This is a genomic window from Thalassomonas actiniarum (genome assembly GCF_000948975.2).
Taxonomy (GTDB): Bacteria; Pseudomonadota; Gammaproteobacteria; order Enterobacterales; family Alteromonadaceae; genus Thalassomonas; species Thalassomonas actiniarum.
Genome location: NZ_CP059735.1, coordinates 2,554,758 through 2,575,923, shown reverse-complemented (window position 1 = coordinate 2,575,923; position 21,166 = coordinate 2,554,758). Strand labels below are relative to the sequence as shown.

Here is a 21,166-nt window from a genome sequence, read left to right as displayed (position 1 = left end):
TTATCTGTCAGCCATCTGGAAATTGCTGCCGGATAGCAATAAAATCATCAAAATTGGCAAGCATCAAGTCAACCAGGGCAGGTTCAAATTTTTTCCCTTTTTGCTGCTCAAGAAATTCCTTAATTTCCCCGTCTTGCCAGGGTTCTTTATAACTGCGCTTAGAACCAAGGGCATCAAAAACATCGGCAATCGCCATAATCCGCGCTTCAAGCGGGATCTGTTCACCGGCTAAGCCTTCGGGATAACCGGTACCATCCCAGTTCTCATGATGATAATGGGCAAGCCTTGCCCCCAGTTTAGAAACATTTGCCTTGGATTTCCCCAGCAAATCTCCCCCGACAGGGGCGTGTGTCTGCATAATTTTCCACTCTTCATCGTCGAGCTTACCCGGTTTATGCAAAATGGATTCAGGAATGGCAATTTTTCCCAGGTCATGTAATGGGGCCGCCAGGCGAATAGCCTCAATAAACTCTTGTTTAAGTCCGAGCTTTTCTGCAATTTTTTCACAAATCAGCGCGACCCTTCTGACATGGGCCCCGGTTTCTTTACTCCTGGCTTCAACGGCTTCCCCGACAATATAGAGTAACTCTTTCTGGGTTCTTTCTATCTCATGCTGGCGGCTGATACTTTCAAGGATCAGGGCAATGTTGGTGGCAAACAACTCTGCCAGGCTGGCTTTAAAGTGCTCAGCATCATCTTCAAACTCAATATAAAGCACGGAGGCGGCATTACTGGAGGTTTCATAATAGCCGACAAAGCAAGACTCGGTATTAAGGTGTTCTTTCTGTACAAAGGTTTGCTGGATCCGGCTTTTGACTTGTTCATCAATATCCGACGATTCCAGGCTGTCAGACTCACACACGTATTTCCCGGTACAGGCAATGATTAAATTAGAACTGTGCTGATCGAAGTCGGTCTGGGTACGCACGATATACAAGGCCGAACTTTCCACTTCCATCAGAGTCAGCAAATGGTTGAGGGCTGCAGAGCCAAAAAGTCGTAGCTGGTTAATTTTCAATAAATCATAAGTGGCTTCAATCAGGTGTTTAAAGGCATCGAGGCTGCGCTGAATGGTCATGATATCCCGGTATGCCCGGATGCTGGCATAAACGGTTGTGATCATCTTGCCTGAGGTAAAATCCGTTTTTTCTTTATAGTCATTAATATCAAATTCTTTAATAACCTTGGCTTCCGGGGCGGTGCCCGCCTGCCCGGTCCTGAGGATCAAACGTATCGCCTGATTCTTTAAATCATGACGGATCCACTCCACCAGCTCTAAACCGGCATGTTCGGTTTCCATCACCACATCAACAAAAGCCATACAAAAGCTGCTGTCAACTTCCAGTAATTTTTTGGCTTCAATTGACGAATAAACGGAAACGATTTCAAGCTGTCGGTGTTCAATTTCGGTATCTGATAACACTAATTTAGTGACCTGATGAACTGACTCATCATCATCAACCACTAAAATTCGCCATACCCGGCTATTACTCCTGACGGTTTTTTCTACGCCCGATTCAGGTTCATCTTTAAAAACAAACTTCGACATTACAGGCACAAGTATATTGCTTTCATCTTATATCAGTGTAATGCAAGGCAGGCTTTTTGCGTAATATCAGATAAAAAATTTAATAATATGAAGAGATTAAATCAAACTAAACAAGAGATTAAGCACAAAAAAAGTCAATGATTAACGCCTGTCTTATATTCTTTTTCCCAAAAACATTCCCCCTAAGCAAACTTTTGAAATATGGTTATTTCTCAAGTCAAGGGTCCTTCCGGCATTTCACTGACACTAATTTCGCTAAATTTGTATTTATTGATTGACAGCAGCGGCCAAACCCCTTAAATATAGTGCACAGATAAATTTTGTTTTTCGTATTAAGAATTTTTTAAATAGCAATGATGTTAAAAACTACACTCAACCTGGTCCTCTTTGTCGTCGTGATTGTCAAATCACCGCGGGGTCGTGGTTGTCTGTAGAAAAACAAAAAAGACACAAACACACCAACCCCCGCTCTGCATAAGACCGGGGGTTTTTTATTACATTTTTACGGTAAAGCACAACAAATAAGGGCAATAACATGACAACTGAGTTATATACCGGTGCCGAAATGGTAGTAAAAGCGCTATCGGCATTAAAGGTGAAATACATATTTGGCTATCCCGGTGGCTCAATACTGGATATCTATGATGCGATTTACCAGCAACAAGATGTTGAGCATATTTTAGTGCGTCATGAACAGGCCGCCACCCATATGGCGGACGGTTATACCCGGGCAACCGGCGAAGTCGGCGTGGTATTGGCGACCTCGGGACCGGGGGCTACCAACTGTGTTACCGGTATTGCCACCGCCTATATGGACTCGATTCCCATGGTAATATTAGCCGGCCAGGTTGCCAGCAGTTTAATTGGCGATGATGCCTTCCAGGAAACCGATATCGTCGGCTGCTCCCGCCCGATAGTCAAACACAGTTTTAACTGCCGCAATATGGAAGAAATTCCTAATATTATTGCCAAGGCCTTTTATATAGCCAAGTCAGGCCGACCCGGTCCGGTCGTGGTAGAACTGCCTAAAGATATGCTGATCCCGCAAAACAAGGCGCCGTTTCATATCGATACCCAGGTAAAAATGCGCTCTTATAATCCGACGGAAAAAGGCCACCCCAAGCAAATTAAAAAAGCCGTCAATACCCTGATCAATGCCAAACAATTAGTGATCTATTCCGGCGGCGGCATTGTCCTGGCCGATGCCTCAGAATTGCTAACCACCTTAGTCGAAACCTTAGATGCCCCGGTCACCAATACCTTAATGGGCCTTGGCGGCATATCCGGCACCCATAAAAACTTTATCGGCATGCTCGGCATGCACGGCTCTTTGGAAGCCAATAAAGCCATGGCCAATGCCGACGTGATTTTAGCCTTAGGCGCCAGGTTTGACGACAGGGTCACCAATAACGTGAATAAATTCTGTCCCGACGCCACCATTATCCATGTCGATGTCGACCCGACCTCGATATCAAAAACCATTAATGCCCATGTGCCTGTGGTTGGCCTGGTGGATGTTGTTATTAAACAATTGCTCGATGAACTTAACACGATAGGTTTTACCCCGGATGAAGCCGTCACAGCCCCCTGGTGGCAGCAAATCAACCAGTGGCGCAGCGTAAAAAGCGTCAGTTATGAGCAAAACGGCGATAAGATCAAACCCCAGCGCGTGGTTGAAGCCATGTACAAGATCACCAAAGGGCAAGCCTATGTTTGCTCCGATGTCGGCCAGCACCAAATGTTTGCCGCGCAATATTATCCCTTTGACAAACCCAGGCGCTGGATCAATTCTGGCGGACTCGGCACTATGGGCTTTGGCCTGCCGGCAGCCATGGGGGCCAAACTGGCTTTTCCCGACAGTGATGTCATCTGTATTACCGGTGACGGCTCTATCCAGATGAATATCCAGGAATTATCCACCTGTTTGCAATATAACCTGCCCGTGGTCATTGTCTCGCTCAATAACCGCTCGCTGGGTATGGTACGCCAGTGGCAGGACATGATTTATGGCGGCCGCCACTCTTCCTCTTATATGGAATCACTGCCTGATTTTGTCAAACTGGCGGAGGCTTATGGCCATGTCGGTATTCAAATTAACCATCTAGATGAACTGGACAGCAAGCTGGAACAGGCCTTTGCCGTTAAAAACCGTTTAGTCTTTGTCGACATCCTGGTGGATGAAAAAGAACATGTTTACCCGATGCAAATTCGCCACGGTGCGGTAGACGAAATGTGGATCAAAAAAGGAGAGAAATCCTGATGCGTCGTATATTAGCCATATTATTAGAAAACGAACCCGGTTCCCTGTCGCGCATAGTCGGCTTATTCTCGCAGCGGGCATTTAATATCGAAAGTTTAACGGTTGCGCCAACGGACGAGCCAAGCTTATCCCGTATTACCATAGCCACCACAGGCGATGACAAGGTGCTGGAGCAAATTGTCAAACAGGTGAATAAGCTGGTGGATGTGATCAAGATCACAGACCTGACCGAAAGGCCCCATGTCGAACGGGAGTTGTTGCTGATTAAAGTGTTGGCCATGACGGATAAGTCGCGCACCGAAGTCAAACGGGTCACGGATATTTTCCGAGGCGCCATTATCGATATCGGCAAGCAGGTTTATACGGTACAGCTCACCGGCGACAGCGATAAACTTAACGCCTTTATTAAAACCCTGGGCAATGAAACCGAAATCATCGAAGTGGTACGCTCCGGCTGTGTCGGCATCGCCCGCGGAGAAAAAGCACTGCGGGTATAACGCCAGCCCTGTTCGGGATTGTTGCAGACAAGGACATTAAACTGCAATAATCCCGCCTTAACCACTCCTGCCAGAGCGATGATAACCTTGTCTCCTGAATTTGAATTTTGCCGGGCGCATAAGTCCGATAAAAAAGCCATCAAGCGTTTTTACCGCCGGCACAGCTATAGCGCCAGTTTTATGGGCCTGGACAGCTGTTACCTGGTAAAAGAGCAACAAGAGATTATCGCCTGTGTTTTACAGTCCCAACTGCTTGTTGAAAATAACCAGAGCTTATTACATGCCCTGGTCGTTGACCCCGCCTACCGCCGACAATCAATAGCCACCAGCTTACTGGACTATTGCTGCGCTTTTCACCCGCTCACGGTTTGCTTTGCCGTGCCACAGCTGGCTCCCCTGTATTTATCGAATAACTTTCAATTGGCAGAGCCGGAGCAGCTCTCCCCTTTGTTGGCCAAACGCTATTTGCAATATATTAAAACAAAACCTGAACTTGCCATCTTTATCCGCGATATTAAAAAGAATCAGCAGTCACGCCAAAACAAACTGAACAAATAATAGACAGCAAGTTGAAAATCCATTAACGTATTTCAAGACAGGAAACGAGGTTGCCAAGTCCAAAAGAGCAGTAAAACAGGACGAACTTGCATACTAAATTCCCAGATAAATGCTTTAGTCAACCGCTATTATGATCCGGAAGTTCAAGCAGTAGGAGGAAATCAGCAAAGTTATAATTTAAGGACAAGTTATGCTTAATATATCAAATAGTTATAAAAAACTCCCCGCGCCGGTTAAAGACATACTCAAATATGGCTATAGCCGTCTGCCGCTACGTTTACGCTTAGGCAAAAAATTTTACCGCGAGCTGAAATTTCTTCAGCAATCCCAGTGGTGGAGCCGTGAAGAGATGCAGGCTTACCAAAACCTCGAATTAACCAAACTTATTACTCATGCGGTAAAAAACGTCCCTTATTACCGGGATCTGTTCCGCCGGCTGAAATTAACCCCAGACGATATCCAGTGCGTCGATGATTTGCAAAAACTCCCGATACTCACCAAAGACATTATCCGTGAAAATGTTGACCGCCTCAGGGCCGACGGATACACGGATGATCAGGTGATCACCTGCTCCACCAGCGGCTCCACCGGGAAACCACTGAAATTTTACTATGATAAAGACAAAGACTACTTAAATTTTGACCCTTATATCTGGCGTTTTTTTAACTGGGGCGGTCATAAAATAGGTAAACTAGGCGCAAAACTGGCCGACTGGACCTTACCCGGTGAAGCAGTACATGCCTATAACCCGGTAAGGGACCTGCTGATCTTATCTGCCTACCATTTACAAGAAGATAAAGCCGAGGATTATGCCCTGGCATTGGCTCAATACCAGGTCGAGTATATCGACACCTACCCCAGTGCCCTGGTATTGCTGACTAAGTTTTTAAAAGCAAAAAATTTCGCTCCCCCCTGCCAGTTTAAAGCCGTGTTTTCCCATTCCGAAATGCTGCATAACTGGCAACGGCAGCTCATAGAAGAATACTGGGGCTGTAAATGTTATGACTGGTACGGCATGGAAGAAAGGGCGATTTTAGGTATAGAGTGCGAACAGCACCAGGGTTTGCATTTATGCTCAGATTTTGCCATTACCGAGTTTGTCCCCCACAAGGAAACTAAAGGGGATAAAATCATTGCCACCAGTTTAACCAACTATGCTATGCCTTTTATCCGTTACGATACCGGTGATGTTGGCGTGCTTAAAAACCAGGCTTGTAGCTGCAACCGCCCTTTTCCCTTATTTGAATTGCATGGCGGCAGAAGAAAGAATTTTGCCGTGGGTAAGGACGGGGCCAATATTCCCATCGCCAATATCGATATTCCCAATGCCACCGACAACGTTATTCAATTCCAGTTCGTGCAAAAAAATAAAGGCGAGCTGGATCTGCATATCATCCGCAAAAATGACTTTGATGATCGCGATATCAAGAAAATAAATGACAAACTCTGCGAAAAGTTTGGCCAAAACATGGATATCAATATCGAATTTACCAGCCAGATCCAAAAAACCGGCAATGGTAAAACCGCCTTGTTTGTGCAGAAACTCAAGCCGGAAAGCAATGTTGAGATAGCCTGATCAGCCAAAACAGGAAACTCAGTTATTATAAGGCTTACATGCAGGAAAAGCTTGCCCTGAAGCGCTAAAAAAAGCTCTGCTTCGGGCAACCTTTTGATATCGCTCCTCAAGCTAAAACCATATCAACTTACGTCATCTTTCGTATTTATTTCATCAAGTCACTTGAAATTACGTAACCCTTCGTACATAGTGGTCTTACCAATAATAAGAAAAGGACCACAATTATGGCCAGAAAACGCGTTACACACGAAAATGAGCAAGGTGATGTCGATATGACGCCGATGTTAGATATTGTTTTCATCTTGTTGATCTTTTTTATCGTCACCACCTCTTTTGTCAAAGAAGAAGGCATCTTGGTCAACCGGCCAGATGCCAATAAAACAACCAGCAACAATGGTCCGGTGATCATGATCAATATCGATGAAACCGGCAATGTCAGGTTCAACAATAAGTTGGTGGATATCGAACGTATCCCGGCGCGGATCGAAAACTTCCTTGCCAAACATGAAACCAACAGCGCCGTCGTGCTGCCCCACTTTAATACCAGTTACGATAAAGTGGTGCAGGTGCTGGATCAAATCAAACTGTTTGATCACTTAACCATCTCTATCGCCAAGTAGGCTGCAGCGATGCTCTGTTAATCGCTTAGACTTGTGCCGCCTGTTCACTTCCAGGAGCTCACGGCATACCGTACATCCTGTACAATCGCCGCTCTTACTCTTCCATGAGCTCTCGGCATACCGTACATCCTGTACAATCGCCGCTCATGCTCTTCCGTGAGCCCGCGGCATACCGTACATCCTGTACAATCGCCGCTCATGCTCTTCCGTGAGCCCGCGGCATACCGTACATCCTGTACATAAAAGCCCCTGCTTATCACGGATAAGCAGGGGCTTTTTAAATATTAACAGTGAAAAAGCAAACTATATTGCCTGAAAAAATTTTCTTTATGCTTGTTGTTCGCTTAAATAAGTCAATGCCTGTTTACGGCTGCTAAAGATATGCTGCTTTGGTATTTTCTCCAGCAATTTCAACTTATCAAAGTCTTTGCGAACCCGCTCGCATACACTGGCCAAAATCACATCCCGCCCCTGATTCAGATGGCTGACAATGATTTCTTCAATGGCGATAGTACTGCTGATCCCGACAAAACGGGCATCACTTAAATCAATCAATAAGGTTTTATCCTGATCGACCTGGGCAACACTCTGCTTCAAGCTGCGGGCAACACCAAAACTGATAGGACCGGAAATATGCAGCAATAACACCCTGGACGACATGGCTTGCAACAACTGTTTTTCATCTTGAGGAAGCTGCTCATCTTCCTGGCCGCTACAAAGCTTTAAATTATCCAGTTGAATTTCAGATAAACGGCGTATGGTTACCAGGTTTGCCAGGAATACGCCAATAAGCACCGCGGTTACTAAGTCTATCGCCACCGACATCACTAAGGTCGAGAGCATTAAACCGACGCTAAATAACGGGATTTGATGAATACGCTTAAGGAAATTCCAGTCGATAATGCCTATGCCAACCTTGAGCAGGATAGCCGATAGCACCGCCACCGGAATATAAGCGGTATATTCACCGGCCCATAACACTATCGCCAGGATAAAAAATGCGTGCAAAATCCCCGAAAGCGGCGTCGTGCCCCCGGCCCTTAAGTTGGTCACGGTACGCATAGTGGCACCACCTCCAGGCAAAGCACCGAACAAACCGGCGATCATGTTGCCGACCCCCTGGCCGATCAGCTCCTGATCCGAGTCATGGAGGTCGTTACTGATACTGTCTACGGTCAGGGAGGTCATTAACGAGTCCAGCGTGCTTAAGGTGGCGATCAATAACGCCGACTTGATCATTTCACTGAAAAGCTCAGCATTGTAGACCGGCAGGTTAAAAGAAGGTAACTCAGAAGCAATCGCGCCTACCACGGGAACCGAAGCCCCGGAGAAAACAAAATAAGCGGTGGCCATCATCAGGGCGACAATGCTCGCAGGCACTATCCGGTTAAGCCTTTCCGGCCAGAAAAACAATAGCAGTAAACACCCGCCTCCGAGCAAAACATTGCTATTTAGCAGCTGCTCCGCCGACATCTCACCAGAAGAAAATTGCGCCAGCATTTGCTGTGCGCTGACACCAAATAACGGCTCCATCTGGGACAAGATAATCAACACACCAATGCCGGAGGTAAAACCGGAAATCACCGGATAAGAGACCAGAACAAAATATTTCCCCAGCTTCAATACCCCGAATAACATCTGGAACAGGCCCGCCAGGGTAACAACGGTAAAGGCCGCCGCGATCCCCTGATCCGGGGCCTGGGCAATAAAACTGCTCAATATCGCCGCCATCGCTACGGTTAGCCCGGTATTGGGTCCTGAGATCTGCGGATTGGTGCCGCCGAACAGCGAAGCAAAAAATCCGGTTAACACGGCGCAATAGATACCGGCAATGGCACCGGCACCTGAGGTAACCCCAAAGGCCAGCGCAAACGGCAGTGCAACTATGGTGGAGGTGAGGGCGCCAAAAACATCGCCCTTGATGGTATTTCGGTTAAAGTGTGATAAACGAAGCATGCTTGCCTATAAATGAAATGACGCTTTTTCTTTAGTTTCATCCATGAGACAGCTGGAAAAATAAGCTGATAAAACAATGCGCTAATAATAGCAGTTTTTGACAGTCAGCTCCATCTCTTCAAGGCATGCCCGTTATTAATTGCTCATAAGTCAGTCACCAGGCAGTTAACCGGGACAGCAAATAACATAAACGCCGCTAAACGGGCATAGGGTCGGCTAATATTTCATCAATCAGCCAGGTATTTCCCTGCTTGATCATTTTGATTTTTTTTAAGTCTTTATAGACTTTTTCCTGACGAAGGCCGGTGAACAATATCGTTAAACTGCCCTGCTGATTAAATTCTTCCCTGAGTTTTTTATCCCCTAAAGCGGCATCGATTTGCACGGAATCAAACGACATATTAAATAAACGCCGGGCAACCTGGCTTGCCGAGCGCTGCTGCTTCACTTTTTTGGCGAACCTTTCCGAGCACAAGAGCAGCGCCTGGTTAATATCCTTTTGATTATAAATAGCATCAAAAAAGGCCACCGCCACTTCATCCGCCGACGGCTCCTGCTTTTCCTGACTACAACCCGAAACCAGGATTGAGATAAAAAATACAATCAAACACTTTTTTATCAATTCCATATGAAACATTTTATTCGCCACCAATTAATACCTCTTATCTGGCAATTATAAAACAATTTCATCACAAGACAGGCTTTATTAACATTTAATTTTAAATAATAAAGTGAATGTTTTATTTTCTGTTTGAAAAAACAGCAAAGCGTTTGCCATCAGCTCTAAACCTTGACAAAAAGGGGAGAAACAAGCATGCAGCGAATGAACAGACACCGGCAGGGGTAACCCCTTTCGGTGTCTTTTTGGGGTTAACAACTAAGCGGGATAAAAGCCGATATGCTGATGAAAACGCACCAGCAGCTCTTCTTTTTGGTAGACATAGGCTAATTGTTCCGCCATCGCAGCCAGGGCATATTCAACCTGGCTTAAAAACTTGCCATAGCCATATCCGGTATTGTCATGCACCGACGCGACAAAAACTAACTGGATACAATCAGTAAGCTTATTCCCGGACCAGAGGCTGGTGAAGCCGCTGGCGGCATGGGCGGGATTATAGCCCAGCATCTGCAGCTCGCCATTTTCCAGCGCCAGCTGCTCTTCACTGCGCCTGACAATGGGGATCAAACCATTGGCAACCATAGCACCATGGCTGAGGTGATAACGTTTTGCCGCTTCAATAAAGGCTGCTTCCACCAATTCATATAAAGGTTGATAAGGCTGGGCGACCAGTTCATCGATATGGGCAAGCTGTTTTAAGCGCCGGTTCACCGGCAAATCGACGATGGCATAGGTTAATTCATCAACATTTTCCTCAAGGTAATAACCGTCGGCGGCATACCTGTCGGTCATCGAACGCAACTTATGGGCCTGAATGCCTGAAATCCCCTTTTCTTTGGCAAATAGATCATACGTTAAATGTTGATGATCGCATATCCTGACATCCTCCCCCTTCAAGCCTAGCTGGTCACTAAACTCATTAATGGCTTTTTTCACCTTATGGTGGAATTTTGCCGCATCAAGGCGGATATCATCACCGTTGGCCAAAAATACCAAAGTGATTCTTTTCGCCCTTTTTTCCCCGTCATAATAAGCATTTTGCCCGGTATGGTACTGAGAGTTATATAAGAACAGAATTTGCTGATCCGTTTGTGCAGTCACCTTTTCCTGGCTATAGCGCACCCGGGTAAATTTATCATTGGCGACAAACTTACCGCTTTCCAAATCCAGTTCATTGTTAATATTAAAAAACAATCCTGAGATAATTTCATAGAAACGAAGGTAAGGCTGCTGGCAGCTAAGATCAATCACACTGGAAAACCGGGCCAACAACTCATCCGTAAGATCAAATTTAGCCAATAAATATTGGTTTTCCCGCACAGACGAAGGGATATACACTTTATGCTGAGCGCTGCGTTTGCGTAGAATAGACATGAACAATTCCATTTATCAATTAAGTTTTTCGCTATTATACAAACCCACAATATTTAAAGGGTGATACAAATCAATTTATGTCAGATTAGTGACAATTAAATGAAGATACGAATGCTTATCTTCTCCCTGCTCCTAAAAATGAAAAACAAAAGCTGTCTGCAGGACCTAACCAGAACAAACATTAAAAACTTAATCAATTGAAAATAATAGAGTTATCATCTAACAGCAGCTTTAACTGGTTTACACATTCGGTTTCCTACCAAGCAACTCAGGGCTTGCCGGAGCTGTAGAGGCCCAGTGTGGATCCTGGCACAAACGGTCAAAATACTCATTTACATAAGCATACGGTGCCCAGTCGAAAGGGATCATTTCTTTAAAGAACTCAACATGAATTATCGAGTAGTCTGCCAGTGTTACCCTATCCCCCACCATATAAGTTTTTTCTTTCAAGTGAGCATTCAGCACCAGGGCAAACCTCGCCAGCTTATCTTGGCTCCACTCGATAAGCGCAGCATTTCCTTGCATGTCCATAAAATTCGGTTTGGCTATCGACTCAAACGCCAGGGTGCCGAACGCCTGGTTAAAGTGAGCCAGCTCCCAGGCTTGCCACCTGTTTATATCAGCCCTTAGCGCAGGATTTTTCGGATAGAGGCTTTCATCCCCTGCTTTGTCGGCCAGGTATTGATTGATAGCATTGGACTCCCACAAGTTCAGGTCGCCATCAACTAAGGTTGGCACCATGGCATTAGGGTTTAAGGCAATATAATCTGCTTGCTGATTGTCACCGGCAAAAAAATCAAGATATTCAATGTCCACATCAATCCCCAGGTGATTGATCACCGCCTGCACTTTACGGGAATTCGGCGAACCGACAATAGCGTATAATTTCATTTTTCTTCTCCTTGACTGTTATGAGTTCTCTTTAAGTTTGGTTCATAAACTTTAATCACTGAATCCAACTTTACTTGCTTTTTGCAAGTTAAATCAACCTTAGTCATTTAACTTTCTTTTTGCAAGTGAAGTTTGTTCACGTTACTATTTAACCTATGGTTGATAAAAAAACGAAAAATTGGGCTGGCTGCCCGGTACGCTTTGGCATGAGCCAATTCGGTGATAAGTGGAGCTTCTTGATTATCCGGGATCTGATGTTCAAAGGACGTAAATATTACAATGAATTTTTAGAGGCCGGTGAAGGCATTTCTACCAATATCCTGGCTAATCGCCTGGCAGATTTGGAGCACAACGGCATAATCAGTAAACATCAGGACAGGATAAAACGCTCGAAATATATCTACCGGCTGACAGAAAAAGGCATAGCCTTGATGCCGATGATGTTAGCGATGATCGACTGGGCAGAAAAATTTGACGAACAAACCGAGGTTCCCCCTGAATTTATTCGAAAGCTTCGTCAGGACCCGGATAAACTGCAACAGGAGCTGTTACGCCAGTTAGAAGATGATTAAGCTGGCGCTCATCAAAAATATCTATTTATACAAGCGGTTGATAAAATTAAACAATGGCAACTGAATCACCAGGGAATACAAGACCACACCAAACACCATGGCCTGAGTGGTCCACCAGTAACTCAGCTCCACCGGCAATGACAACACCAGGGCAACCGCTAAGGCACCGTTATAATTCCCCAAAACAATACTGTTTGCCATGGGCCTGGCGGCAACTTCTCCCCGGTAAGGTTTAAATAACCAATAGCCGCTGATACCGGCAATACATTTACCTGCTATCAAGGCAAAAATGAGAATCAGCATCGCCAGATAGCGCTCGGTAAACATTTCTATGGTAAAGGTCATACCGAGCAGCAAAAACAACCAGGCATCGGCAAAATAACCGATCGTATGCCAGCTATTTTTTATCGACTTAAAAGATGGCGCCTTGGCAAGTTTCACCCGAAAGACTAACCCCGCCGCCAGCACCGCCACCACCCCGGATGCCCCAAGCACAGCTTCCGCCAAAAAATAGCTGCCGTAGGCTAAGGTAAATGTCAGTACTAAATATGATGGCACTGACCGGCATATTTTAATCACAAAAGTACTTAAATAACCTAACGCGGCTCCAAGCAGTAAACCGCCAAAAACTAATTTCAAGAAAGCAAAAATCAGGTTACCGCCAAGTTCATTGGTGTCCAGGCCTGAGGTGACATAAAGAAGCACAAAACTAAATAACACCGCGGCCAGTGCATCGCTGATCACGGTTTCAACCTCAATCTGGCTGCGGATCGGATTGCTCAGTTTTACCCGGGTAAAGCTTAACCTGGAGCAGGCCGGCTCAACCGCAGCAATCACGGCGATAGATAAAAGTGCCGCCATCGGCGGAAAGTAGAAAGGTCTGTCCATCAAAAAATAGACGATAACGCTGGCGACAGGCACAAAAACAGCAAACAGATAAACCGACAAGCCCGCACATTTTGCCAGTTCCACCCGGTGGGCTTTTACCATAGACAATGTCATTTCAAATAAAATCAGCGGTAATATCCCCTGAAAGGTCAGGGTCGAAAAATTATCTGCCCTTAACAGGATATCAGTGCCATTTCGGGTAAATAACTCAGAGACAACAAAACCTACCAGCAAATAGCTTAGCGGCTTGTTTATTTTTATTTTATCGGCAATAAACTCAGCCAATAAAAAACAAACCGCCAAGGCCAGTAAAATGGTTAACAGAGGAAATGACGCCATAAAAACAAAAACCCCGATACAAGTGTCGGTTTAAAAGTATGACGTAAGACAGACTAAGTGACTAAAAACTTTCAAATACTGCTCGCGACCGGTCAAGCAAGTGACTATGACTGCTGCAAAGTCAGCTGTTTATTGTCGGTATAGCTGGATTTTTTCAGTAACAGGGCAAAATTATCGGCGGTGAGCGGCTCACTGAAAAAATACCCTTGCGCATATTCGCAGCCATTTTCCCGCAAAAATGCCGCCTGCTCTTCATTTTCCACCCCTTCGGCAATACAGCTGATGCCAAGACGTTTGGCCAGGTCGATAATGGTGGTGGTGATCGCCGCAACTTTAGCATTGCTTGCCAGTTGCCGGGTAAACTCTTTATCAATTTTCAGCACATCAATCGGCAATTCTTTCAAACACTGAAAAGAGGTATTGCCGGTACCAAAGTCATCAATTGCCAATTGAATATCCATACGTTCCAATATCTTAAAATCCGTTATTTCATTTCTAATGCCCTTGGTCAGGGTTTCCTCGGTTAACTCTAATTCGAGCAATTTGGCATCGATATCATAGTGCATCACTTGATCTAAAATATTTTGCAATACCCGGTTTTTGGCACACTCTTTATCTGCGACATTGATGGACATACGCACCAACTCCAGCCCACAGGCCTGCCACTGCGCCAGCTGCCGGCAAATCTCCCGGCGCACCCAGTCACCGAGATCTATGATCAGTTCGCTTTGCCCGGCAATCTCAAGAAAGCTGTCGGGGCGTAGAAAACCTTTACTCGGGTGGTTCCAGCGCACCAGGGCTTCTGCCCCAACCACTTCTTTCGAGATCAGGTTAAACTTCGGCTGATAATAAAGTTCCAGCTGCTCCTGCTCCAGCGCAAGCCGTAAATCCCTTTCGATGGCAAATTGCTGGTCCACCTGCATATTCATTTCCACCGAGAAGAATTTATAGTTATTACGCCCGGACTCTTTGGCCCGGTACATGGCGGAATCGGCATTTTTCATCAGCTCCTCATAATCCTTACCCGAGTGGGGGTAAGTGGCGATGCCAACGCTGCAGGCAATATGCAGCTCAAAGCCCTGGATGATAAACTCGGCCCGTAAAGTCCGGCAGATTTTTGCTGCAATGATGCCAAAAAATGCCGGTTCGCTGGCATCGTCAATCAAAAGCACAAATTCATCCCCGCCGATGCGGGCCAGTACATCTTTTTGCCGGATCACCTGCTTAACCCGTTTAGTCACCGCAAGCAGTAATTCATCACCAACCTGATGGCCATAGGTGTCATTGACGTATTTAAAATAATCCAAATCAAAATATAAAACCCCGAATATTTGCCGGGCTCTTTCGGCATGCAGCAGGGTTTGTTCCAACTGCTGCTTCAGGTAATTACGGTTAGGCAAGCCGGTGAGCGGATCCCTCATCGCCAATTGCTGCAATTTTTCATTTGCCTCTTCCAGGGCGATATTCCTTTCTTTGAGCAATTCATGCTCAATGCTCTTGATCTCTGCTTTTTGAAAATCAATCTGCGCCTTGCGGTACTGGGCCCGGGCCAGTGCATAAAGTATCGCCTTATTCAGCACTAACGGGATACATTGATTTTTGGGAATATAATCTGTGGCGCCGGACTCCATCAGCTCTAACGCCAGATCTTCCAGATCGGTTGAGGTCAGTACGATCACAGGTATGGATAAGGTAGGTCCGTTCTGGATCATGGCCAGCACCAGCTGGGCATTCATATCCGGCAACTCATTGCTGAGCAAAATACAGCCAAAGGTGTTTTGTTTGATCACATCAACCGCCGACTGGCCGGTCATCACCTCGAAAATCGTGACATTAAAACCGAAATCCCTGACCATAGTGCTATATAAGGCGCGCTCAGCCTCACTTGGTTCAACGATTAACAAATTAAAATGCTCGGTATGATAATGCATCATAGAAAGCTATCCTTGTCTTCATCAGGATTATCGTGCAACAACCTTTATACTGGCGCAGGTAAGTAAAATACTTTGCTCACAGAGCCTGTTCCATGCCTGAGCTCCGGAGTTATTATAAGCATAGCCAGCTTATCAGAATTTGCTATTTCCTCTTCCCTTCACTGGAAAATAAACCTTAACTCCCAGAGAGTTATTTACAATTAACTGACTTGAGGGGATAAGAAATTTTTCCATATCACAGCTGCGACCGGACCCAAAGTATGTTCTTCCCGCCGCACCAGGCAAATTTCTCCCTGGATACTAAATTCAAACCCCTGGGGGGTTAACGACACCAGGCGGCCATCTTTAAGCGCCTCTTCGGCCAAGTGCCGTGGAATATAACCCCAGCCCAAGCCGGATAACAGCATTTGCTTCAAGGTTTGCATATCCCGGGTTTTCCATTTTCGTGCCCCCTTGATCAGCATCAGATTTTCGCTGTCAAAGCTGAGCTCACTTTCTTCCGATACCAGATAAACCTCAGACTTCAACTGGGCAACATTCGTCACCGCCTGGCCGTTAAACAGTCCGGGCGCCGCTACCAGCAAGATCTCAAAATGACCGATTTTCAGGGCTTCAAAGTCACCGACACTGTGAAAGGTCGGCCACCAGGGACTGATGGCCAAATCAATTTCCGCCTTTTGCAATAACTCTAACGCACCAAAACGCGACTCACCGAAGACATGCAACTCGGTTTGCGGGTAATCCCGCTGGCATTTTTTCAGGACAGTAAAAATCAAATCATGGGGACAAACCGAATCATAAGCCAGGCGCACCAGGGCTTCATTACCGCTGGCCAGATGCTGCCCCAACGAATGCAGCTGCTCTGCATTAAGCAATAACTCTTGCGCTTTTTGGTAAAAGGCCTTGCCCGGGGGGGTGAGTCCTAAACGATAACCGCTGCGATCGAGGATCTCAAAGCCATACTCGGCTTCTAACTTTTTAATCGCCATGGATAATGCCGGCTGGGTTTTATGTAAAGCCCCGGCCGCCGCTTTAAGTGAGCCGTGTTGGACTATGCTGTTAAGGGTTTGTAACTGCTCCAGCGTCATATAAATAAAATTTAACTTGATGGCAAAAAATATTAAATATTATTTTAGAGGAAATACCTTTATCATGCATTAAATTCTTTAATATCAAGCTATAGCATTCAAACGTTATTTGTTTATTATACAGTCAAGTGTTCAATAAACAGCCCCTGGCGGGACTCCTTATTGTCCAGCTTAGCTAACCCCACTCCATTAAGAGGTTTATATGTCCGTTTCGTGCAGGCAAACATTACTGTCCATCCCCATGTTGCTATTGGCCCTTAGCGGTTGTAGTGAACAAGCAAGTACTCAGGTACAGAGCGAAATCACCCGGCCGGTAAAAATATTTCAGGTAAAAGACCCGGCAGCGGAGTCCTTTCGTAACTTTCCCGCCGAAGTTGAAGCCAATGCCGACTCGAAGCTGGCCTTCAGGGTCAGCGGCCAGATCATCGAATTTCCGAAAAAAGCCGGCAATGAAGTCACTAAAGGGCAATTATTGGCACGGCTGGATCCGCAAGACTTTAAATTGCTGCTAGACGATCGCCAGGCACGATATGAGTTAGCCAAGTCGCAATTTGAACGGGCCAAACAGTTGCTGGAGAAGAAACTCGCCTCCCAGGCAGATTATGATCAGGCCAAAGCCAACCTCAGCGTTTCTTTATCTTCATTAAACAGCGCCAAAACCGACCTTGAATATACCGAACTGCGGGCACCGTTTAGCGGCAGCATTGCCAAGGTTTTTGTGGAAAACCATGAAAATGTCCAGGCAAAGCAAACGGTATTGACCTTACAAACCCGGGATGTGGTGGATATCTCGATGCAAATGCCGGAAAACATCGCCTCCAGGGTGAAAAAAGATGTCCAGTACCAGCCGACGGTCATTTTTGACACCCATCCCAACCAGGAATTTTTAATTACCGTCAAAGAATGGGATACCCAGGCAGATCCCACCACCTTAACTTACAAAGTCGTCTTTTCCCTGCCGACGCCAAAAACCTTTAACGTGCTGCCGGGCATGACCGCCAATATCCGCATGGACTTGTCAAAAGTCACCACCGATAGCAGCAACAGCTTTTTATTGCCGGTCGGCGCCGTTTTTACCGGCAAAGACAGCCCGGTCAGCAGTAAAACCCGGTATGTGTGGAAATATGATGCCGCAAGCCAAACCGTCAGCCAGGCAAATGTTACCGTCGGCAGCATCAAAAGCCAGGGTATAGAAGTGCTTACCGGCCTTGAGCCCGGCGACCAGGTGGTTTCTGCCGGCGTACATTTTCTCAGTGAAGGCATGAAAGTGCGCCCCTGGAACCGGGAAAAGGGTTTATAAATGAGACTGACCGAATATTCCGTAAAAAATAAAGTCACCAGCTGGATGTTTGCCCTGATCTTATTGATCGGCGGCATCATTTCCTATAACGGTCTTGGACGGCTGGAAGATCCCGAGTTCACGTTGAAAATGGCGATGATCACCACCACCTACCCGGGGGCAAGCTCGGTCCAGGTGGAAGAGGAGGTTTCTTACCCGATAGAAAATGCGCTGCAGCAATTGCCTTATGTCGATTATATCACCTCCATTTCTTCGGCGGGTCTGTCCCAGATAGTGGTGGAAATGAAACCTACCTACCGCAAAGAAGATCTCAAACAGATTTGGGATGAACTCAGGCGTAAAATCCACGATCTCGAGCCCAAGTTATCCCCCGGGGTTAACAGCCCCAATGTCATCGACGATTTCGGCGATGTTTACGGCGTACTGCTTGCCATCAGCGGCGACGGCTACAGCTATGAAGAGCAAAAAGACTATGTCGATTACCTGCGCCGTGAGCTGGTGCTGGTCAAAGGCGTGGGTAAAGTTACCGTCGCCGGATTACAACAAGAGCAAGTGGTGGTAGAAATCGCCCGTAATAAACTTGCCGCGTTAGGCATACCGCCGAGCCGCATTTACCAGTTATTGCAAACACAAAACCAGGTATCCAACTCCGGCAGCGTCAAGGTCGGCAGCGAATATATCCGCCTGCACCCCAGTGGCGAATTCCAGTCGGTGAAAGAGCTGGAAAATTTACTGATCTCCAATCCCGGGGCTTCCGAGCTGATTTATTTAGGCGATGTTGCCACCATCAACCGGGCTTATGCCGAAGTACCGCAAAACATCATCAACTACAACAACCGCCAGGCCCTGTTAGTAGGAGTCTCTTTTAGCTCCGGCGTCAATGTTGTTGAAATCGGCGAAAAGCTGGAGCAACGCCTGGCAGAATTAGAATATGTCCGCCCCGTGGGCATGGAAGTCTCTGTCGTTTATAACCAGCCGGTGGAAGTGGATAAGGCGATGCAGGGCTTTATGGTCAGCCTGGCGCAAGCCGTGGTTATCGTTATCGCCGTACTGCTGATTTTTATGGGCCTCAAAAGCGGTATCTTAATTGGTTTAATTCTCTTGCTCACCATACTGGGCAGCTTTATCTTTATGAAGCTTTTTGCCATTGACCTGCAACGTATTTCTCTTGGCGCCCTGATCATTGCCCTGGGGATGCTGGTGGACAATGCCATCGTGGTGACCGAAGGCATATTGATCGGTCTGAAAAAAGGCAAAACCAAATTACAGGCGTCGTTGGAGATCACCAAACAAACCAACCTGCCCTTGCTGGGGGCGACCGTGATTGCCATCGCCGCTTTTGCCCCGATAGGCTTATCTTCGGATGCCACCGGAGAATTTGCCGGTAGCCTGTTTTGGGTGTTATTGATCTCCTTATTATTAAGTTGGATCACCGCAATTAGCTTAACGCCGTTTTTCGCCGATTTGATGTTTAAAGAAAACCCGGTGAACAACCAGCAAAACAGCGGCGATCAGGACACTTCGGCAGAAAGTAGTGAATTATACCGGGGCGCAATATTTACCGGTTATAAAGCCTTGCTCAATTTCTGCCTGCGCTTTCGGGGCCTGACCCTGCTGGTGATGCTGGGCTTGCTCATCGCTGCCGTTGCCGGTTTTGGTCAGGTAAAGCAGTCTTTCTTCCCCCCCTCGAATACGCCGATGTTTTACCTCGATTACTGGCGTTACCAGGGTTCGGATATCCGGGAAACGCAAAAAGACATTGAAGCCATCCAGGCCTATTTACTCACCCAGGACAAGGTAGAGCAGATCACCACCACCACAGGTCAGGGAGCACCGCGCTTTATGCTCACCTATGGTCCGGAGAAAGCCTATGCCGGATTCGGCCAGCTGATTGTCCGGGTAGAAAACAGGGAAGCGTTAAACCCTGTAATGGCGAATTTACGTCAATATATGAACGACAACTATCCCCAGGCCCAGTCAAAAATTAAACGCATGGAAATCGGTCCCTCCACCGATGCAAAAATTGAAGCACGCTTTAGCGGTCCGGATCCCGATGTGCTGCGCCACTTAGGTCAGCAGGCGATGGCAAAACTAGATGCCGATCCCGGCGCCTATAATATCCGCCATGACTGGCGCGAACGCACAAAAGTGATCCGCCCTGAGTTTAATGAAGCCACCGGCCGCCGGGTGGGGATCAGCAAGCAAGATCTCGATGACTTATTGCTGACCAACTTCTCCGGCCAGCAGGTAGGGCTTTACCGCGAAGGTACCCAACTGTTACCCATAGTGGCCCGAGCCCCCAAAGCCGAGCGGTTAAATATCGACAGCTTGCCGGAATTGCAGATTTACTCGCAGGCTGCCAATACTTATGTGCCTATCACCCAAGTCGTCAACAGCTTTAATACCGACTGGGAAGACTCGTTAATCATGCGCCGGGATCGCAAACGTACCCTGACAGTGATGGCGGATCATGATGTTTTGGGGGATGAAACCGCCGCCAGTTTGTTTAACCGGGTCAAGCCGGAAATAGAAGCGATAGAGCTACCGCCGGGTTACCAGATGGAATGGGGGGGAGAATACGAGTCTTCTTCCGATGCCCAGGCAGCCTTATTTGGCGGTTTACCTATGGGATATCTGGCGATGTTTATTATCACCGTCCTGCTGTTTAACTCCCTGAAAGCGCCTTTGGTGATCTGGGCAACGGTGCCGCTGGCCTTGATCGGGGTTGCCGCCGGTTTGCTGCTGATGGGCGCACCGTTTAGCTTTATGGCGCTGCTGGGGCTACTCAGCTTATCCGGCATGCTGATCAAAAACGGCATAGTGCTGGTAGATCAAATCAACCTGGAACTTGGCCAGGGTAAAGACCCCTACCTGGCGGTGTTTGACTCTGCGGTCAGCCGGGTAAGACCGGTGGCAATGGCGGCTATCACCACCATTTTAGGCATGATCCCCCTGCTCTTTGATGCCTTTTTTGAGTCCATGGCGGTCACGATAATGTTCGGTTTAGGTTTTGCCACCGTACTGACCCTGATTGTGGTACCGGTATTATTTACCCTGCTGTATAAAATCCCTTACCGGCAACAGGTCAAAAAAGCTTAACAATTATGATAAAACCCCGGCTCGCCGGGGTTTTCTTTTCCTCCCT

Annotated in this window: 16 protein-coding genes; 8 read left to right on the top strand and 8 right to left on the bottom strand. The window is 46.7% G+C overall.

Features of this window, described 5'->3' with window-relative positions; genetic code table 11:
• Positions 1–7 precede the first annotated feature (7 nt).
• Positions 8–1,549, bottom strand: coding sequence for an HD domain-containing phosphohydrolase (locus SG35_RS11220; protein ID WP_044831450.1), 1,542 nt, complete (start codon positions 1,547–1,549; stop codon positions 8–10).
• A gap of 535 nt (positions 1,550–2,084) precedes the next feature.
• On the opposite strand from SG35_RS11220, the gene SG35_RS11215 reads away from it, so the two are divergent.
• The 5 genes from SG35_RS11215 to SG35_RS11195 all read left to right on the top strand — a co-directional run bounded on the left by SG35_RS11215 (position 2,085) and on the right by SG35_RS11195 (position 7,060).
• Entirely contained in the window at positions 2,085–3,809 is a 1,725-nt protein-coding gene (locus tag SG35_RS11215; protein ID WP_044831449.1) for an acetolactate synthase 3 large subunit, read from the top strand.
• Positions 3,809–4,306, top strand: coding sequence for an acetolactate synthase small subunit (ilvN, locus tag SG35_RS11210; RefSeq protein WP_044831448.1), 498 nt, complete (start codon positions 3,809–3,811; stop codon positions 4,304–4,306). The genes SG35_RS11215 and ilvN overlap by 1 nt, the downstream gene beginning before the upstream one ends.
• Before the next feature lie 87 nt (positions 4,307–4,393).
• Positions 4,394–4,864, top strand: coding sequence for a GNAT family N-acetyltransferase (locus SG35_RS11205; RefSeq protein WP_160298240.1), 471 nt, complete (start codon positions 4,394–4,396; stop codon positions 4,862–4,864).
• A 190-nt stretch (positions 4,865–5,054) separates the two neighbouring features.
• Positions 5,055–6,440 carry a phenylacetate--CoA ligase family protein gene (locus SG35_RS11200; protein ID WP_044831446.1) on the top strand — a complete coding sequence of 462 codons (1,386 nt, stop codon included), beginning with the start codon at positions 5,055–5,057 and terminating at the stop codon, positions 6,438–6,440.
• A gap of 224 nt (positions 6,441–6,664) precedes the next feature.
• Complete coding sequence (locus tag SG35_RS11195) at positions 6,665–7,060, top strand: ExbD/TolR family protein (protein WP_044831445.1); 396 nt, start codon at positions 6,665–6,667, stop codon at positions 7,058–7,060.
• Positions 7,061–7,387: 327 nt separating this feature from the next.
• On the opposite strand, the gene SG35_RS11190 is transcribed toward SG35_RS11195, so the two are convergent.
• The 4 genes from SG35_RS11190 to SG35_RS11175 all read right to left on the bottom strand — a co-directional run bounded on the left by SG35_RS11190 (position 7,388) and on the right by SG35_RS11175 (position 11,900).
• On the bottom strand, positions 7,388–9,016 hold the full coding sequence (locus tag SG35_RS11190; RefSeq protein ID WP_044831444.1) for a SulP family inorganic anion transporter: 1,629 nt from the start codon (positions 9,014–9,016) through the stop codon (positions 7,388–7,390).
• A gap of 196 nt (positions 9,017–9,212) precedes the next feature.
• Positions 9,213–9,665, bottom strand: a complete 453-nt coding sequence (locus tag SG35_RS11185; protein WP_152646513.1) for a hypothetical protein — start codon at positions 9,663–9,665, stop codon at positions 9,213–9,215.
• A 228-nt stretch (positions 9,666–9,893) separates the two neighbouring features.
• Complete coding sequence (locus SG35_RS11180; RefSeq protein WP_044831442.1) at positions 9,894–11,009, bottom strand: DUF3083 family protein; 1,116 nt, start codon at positions 11,007–11,009, stop codon at positions 9,894–9,896.
• A 240-nt stretch (positions 11,010–11,249) separates the two neighbouring features.
• On the bottom strand, positions 11,250–11,900 hold the full coding sequence (locus SG35_RS11175) for a glutathione S-transferase family protein (RefSeq protein ID WP_044831441.1): 651 nt from the start codon (positions 11,898–11,900) through the stop codon (positions 11,250–11,252).
• A 206-nt stretch (positions 11,901–12,106) separates the two neighbouring features.
• Here SG35_RS11175 and SG35_RS11170 point away from each other — a divergent pair, with 206 nt between their 5' ends.
• Entirely contained in the window at positions 12,107–12,472 is a 366-nt protein-coding gene (locus SG35_RS11170; RefSeq protein WP_201777761.1) for a winged helix-turn-helix transcriptional regulator, read from the top strand.
• Between the two features lie 21 nt (positions 12,473–12,493).
• On the opposite strand, the gene SG35_RS11165 is transcribed toward SG35_RS11170, so the two are convergent.
• From SG35_RS11165 to SG35_RS11155, 3 genes are all read right to left on the bottom strand, one after another.
• Entirely contained in the window at positions 12,494–13,699 is a 1,206-nt protein-coding gene (locus SG35_RS11165) for a cation:proton antiporter domain-containing protein (protein ID WP_044831439.1), read from the bottom strand.
• Positions 13,700–13,803: 104 nt separating this feature from the next.
• A complete protein-coding gene (locus SG35_RS11160) occupies positions 13,804–15,633 on the bottom strand; it encodes an EAL domain-containing response regulator (RefSeq protein ID WP_053042847.1) in 1,830 nt (609 codons plus the stop codon).
• A 200-nt stretch (positions 15,634–15,833) separates the two neighbouring features.
• A complete protein-coding gene (locus tag SG35_RS11155; RefSeq protein ID WP_044831438.1) occupies positions 15,834–16,721 on the bottom strand; it encodes a LysR family transcriptional regulator in 888 nt (295 codons plus the stop codon).
• A gap of 202 nt (positions 16,722–16,923) precedes the next feature.
• Between SG35_RS11155 and SG35_RS11150 the strand changes: the two genes are divergently transcribed.
• Positions 16,924–18,021: an efflux RND transporter periplasmic adaptor subunit gene (locus tag SG35_RS11150; protein ID WP_053042846.1), complete on the top strand. Its 1,098-nt coding sequence runs from the start codon at positions 16,924–16,926 to the stop codon at positions 18,019–18,021.
• Positions 18,022–21,120 carry an efflux RND transporter permease subunit gene (locus SG35_RS11145; RefSeq protein WP_044831437.1) on the top strand — a complete coding sequence of 1,033 codons (3,099 nt, stop codon included), beginning with the start codon at positions 18,022–18,024 and terminating at the stop codon, positions 21,118–21,120. It abuts the gene before it with no gap.
• Positions 21,121–21,166 lie beyond the last annotated feature (46 nt).

Bases quoted from the DNA above. Each gene is read 5' to 3' on its own strand.
- SG35_RS11220 (WP_044831450.1), bottom strand. From the start codon at position 1,549: ATGTCGAAGTTTGTTTTTAAAGATGAACCTGAATCGGGCGTAGAAAAA.
- SG35_RS11165 (WP_044831439.1), bottom strand. From the start codon at position 13,699: ATGGCGTCATTTCCTCTGTTAACCATTTTACTGGCCTTGGCGGTTTGT.
- ilvN (WP_044831448.1), top strand. From the start codon at position 3,809: ATGCGTCGTATATTAGCCATATTATTAGAAAACGAACCCGGTTCCCTG.
- SG35_RS11200 (WP_044831446.1), top strand. From the start codon at position 5,055: ATGCTTAATATATCAAATAGTTATAAAAAACTCCCCGCGCCGGTTAAA.
- SG35_RS11150 (WP_053042846.1), top strand. From the start codon at position 16,924: ATGTCCGTTTCGTGCAGGCAAACATTACTGTCCATCCCCATGTTGCTA.
- SG35_RS11215 (WP_044831449.1), top strand. From the start codon at position 2,085: ATGACAACTGAGTTATATACCGGTGCCGAAATGGTAGTAAAAGCGCTA.
- SG35_RS11175 (WP_044831441.1), bottom strand. From the start codon at position 11,900: ATGAAATTATACGCTATTGTCGGTTCGCCGAATTCCCGTAAAGTGCAG.
- SG35_RS11195 (WP_044831445.1), top strand. From the start codon at position 6,665: ATGGCCAGAAAACGCGTTACACACGAAAATGAGCAAGGTGATGTCGAT.
- SG35_RS11160 (WP_053042847.1), bottom strand. From the start codon at position 15,633: ATGATGCATTATCATACCGAGCATTTTAATTTGTTAATCGTTGAACCA.
- SG35_RS11190 (WP_044831444.1), bottom strand. From the start codon at position 9,016: ATGCTTCGTTTATCACACTTTAACCGAAATACCATCAAGGGCGATGTT.
- SG35_RS11170 (WP_201777761.1), top strand. From the start codon at position 12,107: ATGAGCCAATTCGGTGATAAGTGGAGCTTCTTGATTATCCGGGATCTG.
- SG35_RS11180 (WP_044831442.1), bottom strand. From the start codon at position 11,009: ATGTCTATTCTACGCAAACGCAGCGCTCAGCATAAAGTGTATATCCCT.
- SG35_RS11145 (WP_044831437.1), top strand. From the start codon at position 18,022: ATGAGACTGACCGAATATTCCGTAAAAAATAAAGTCACCAGCTGGATG.
- SG35_RS11155 (WP_044831438.1), bottom strand. From the start codon at position 16,721: ATGACGCTGGAGCAGTTACAAACCCTTAACAGCATAGTCCAACACGGC.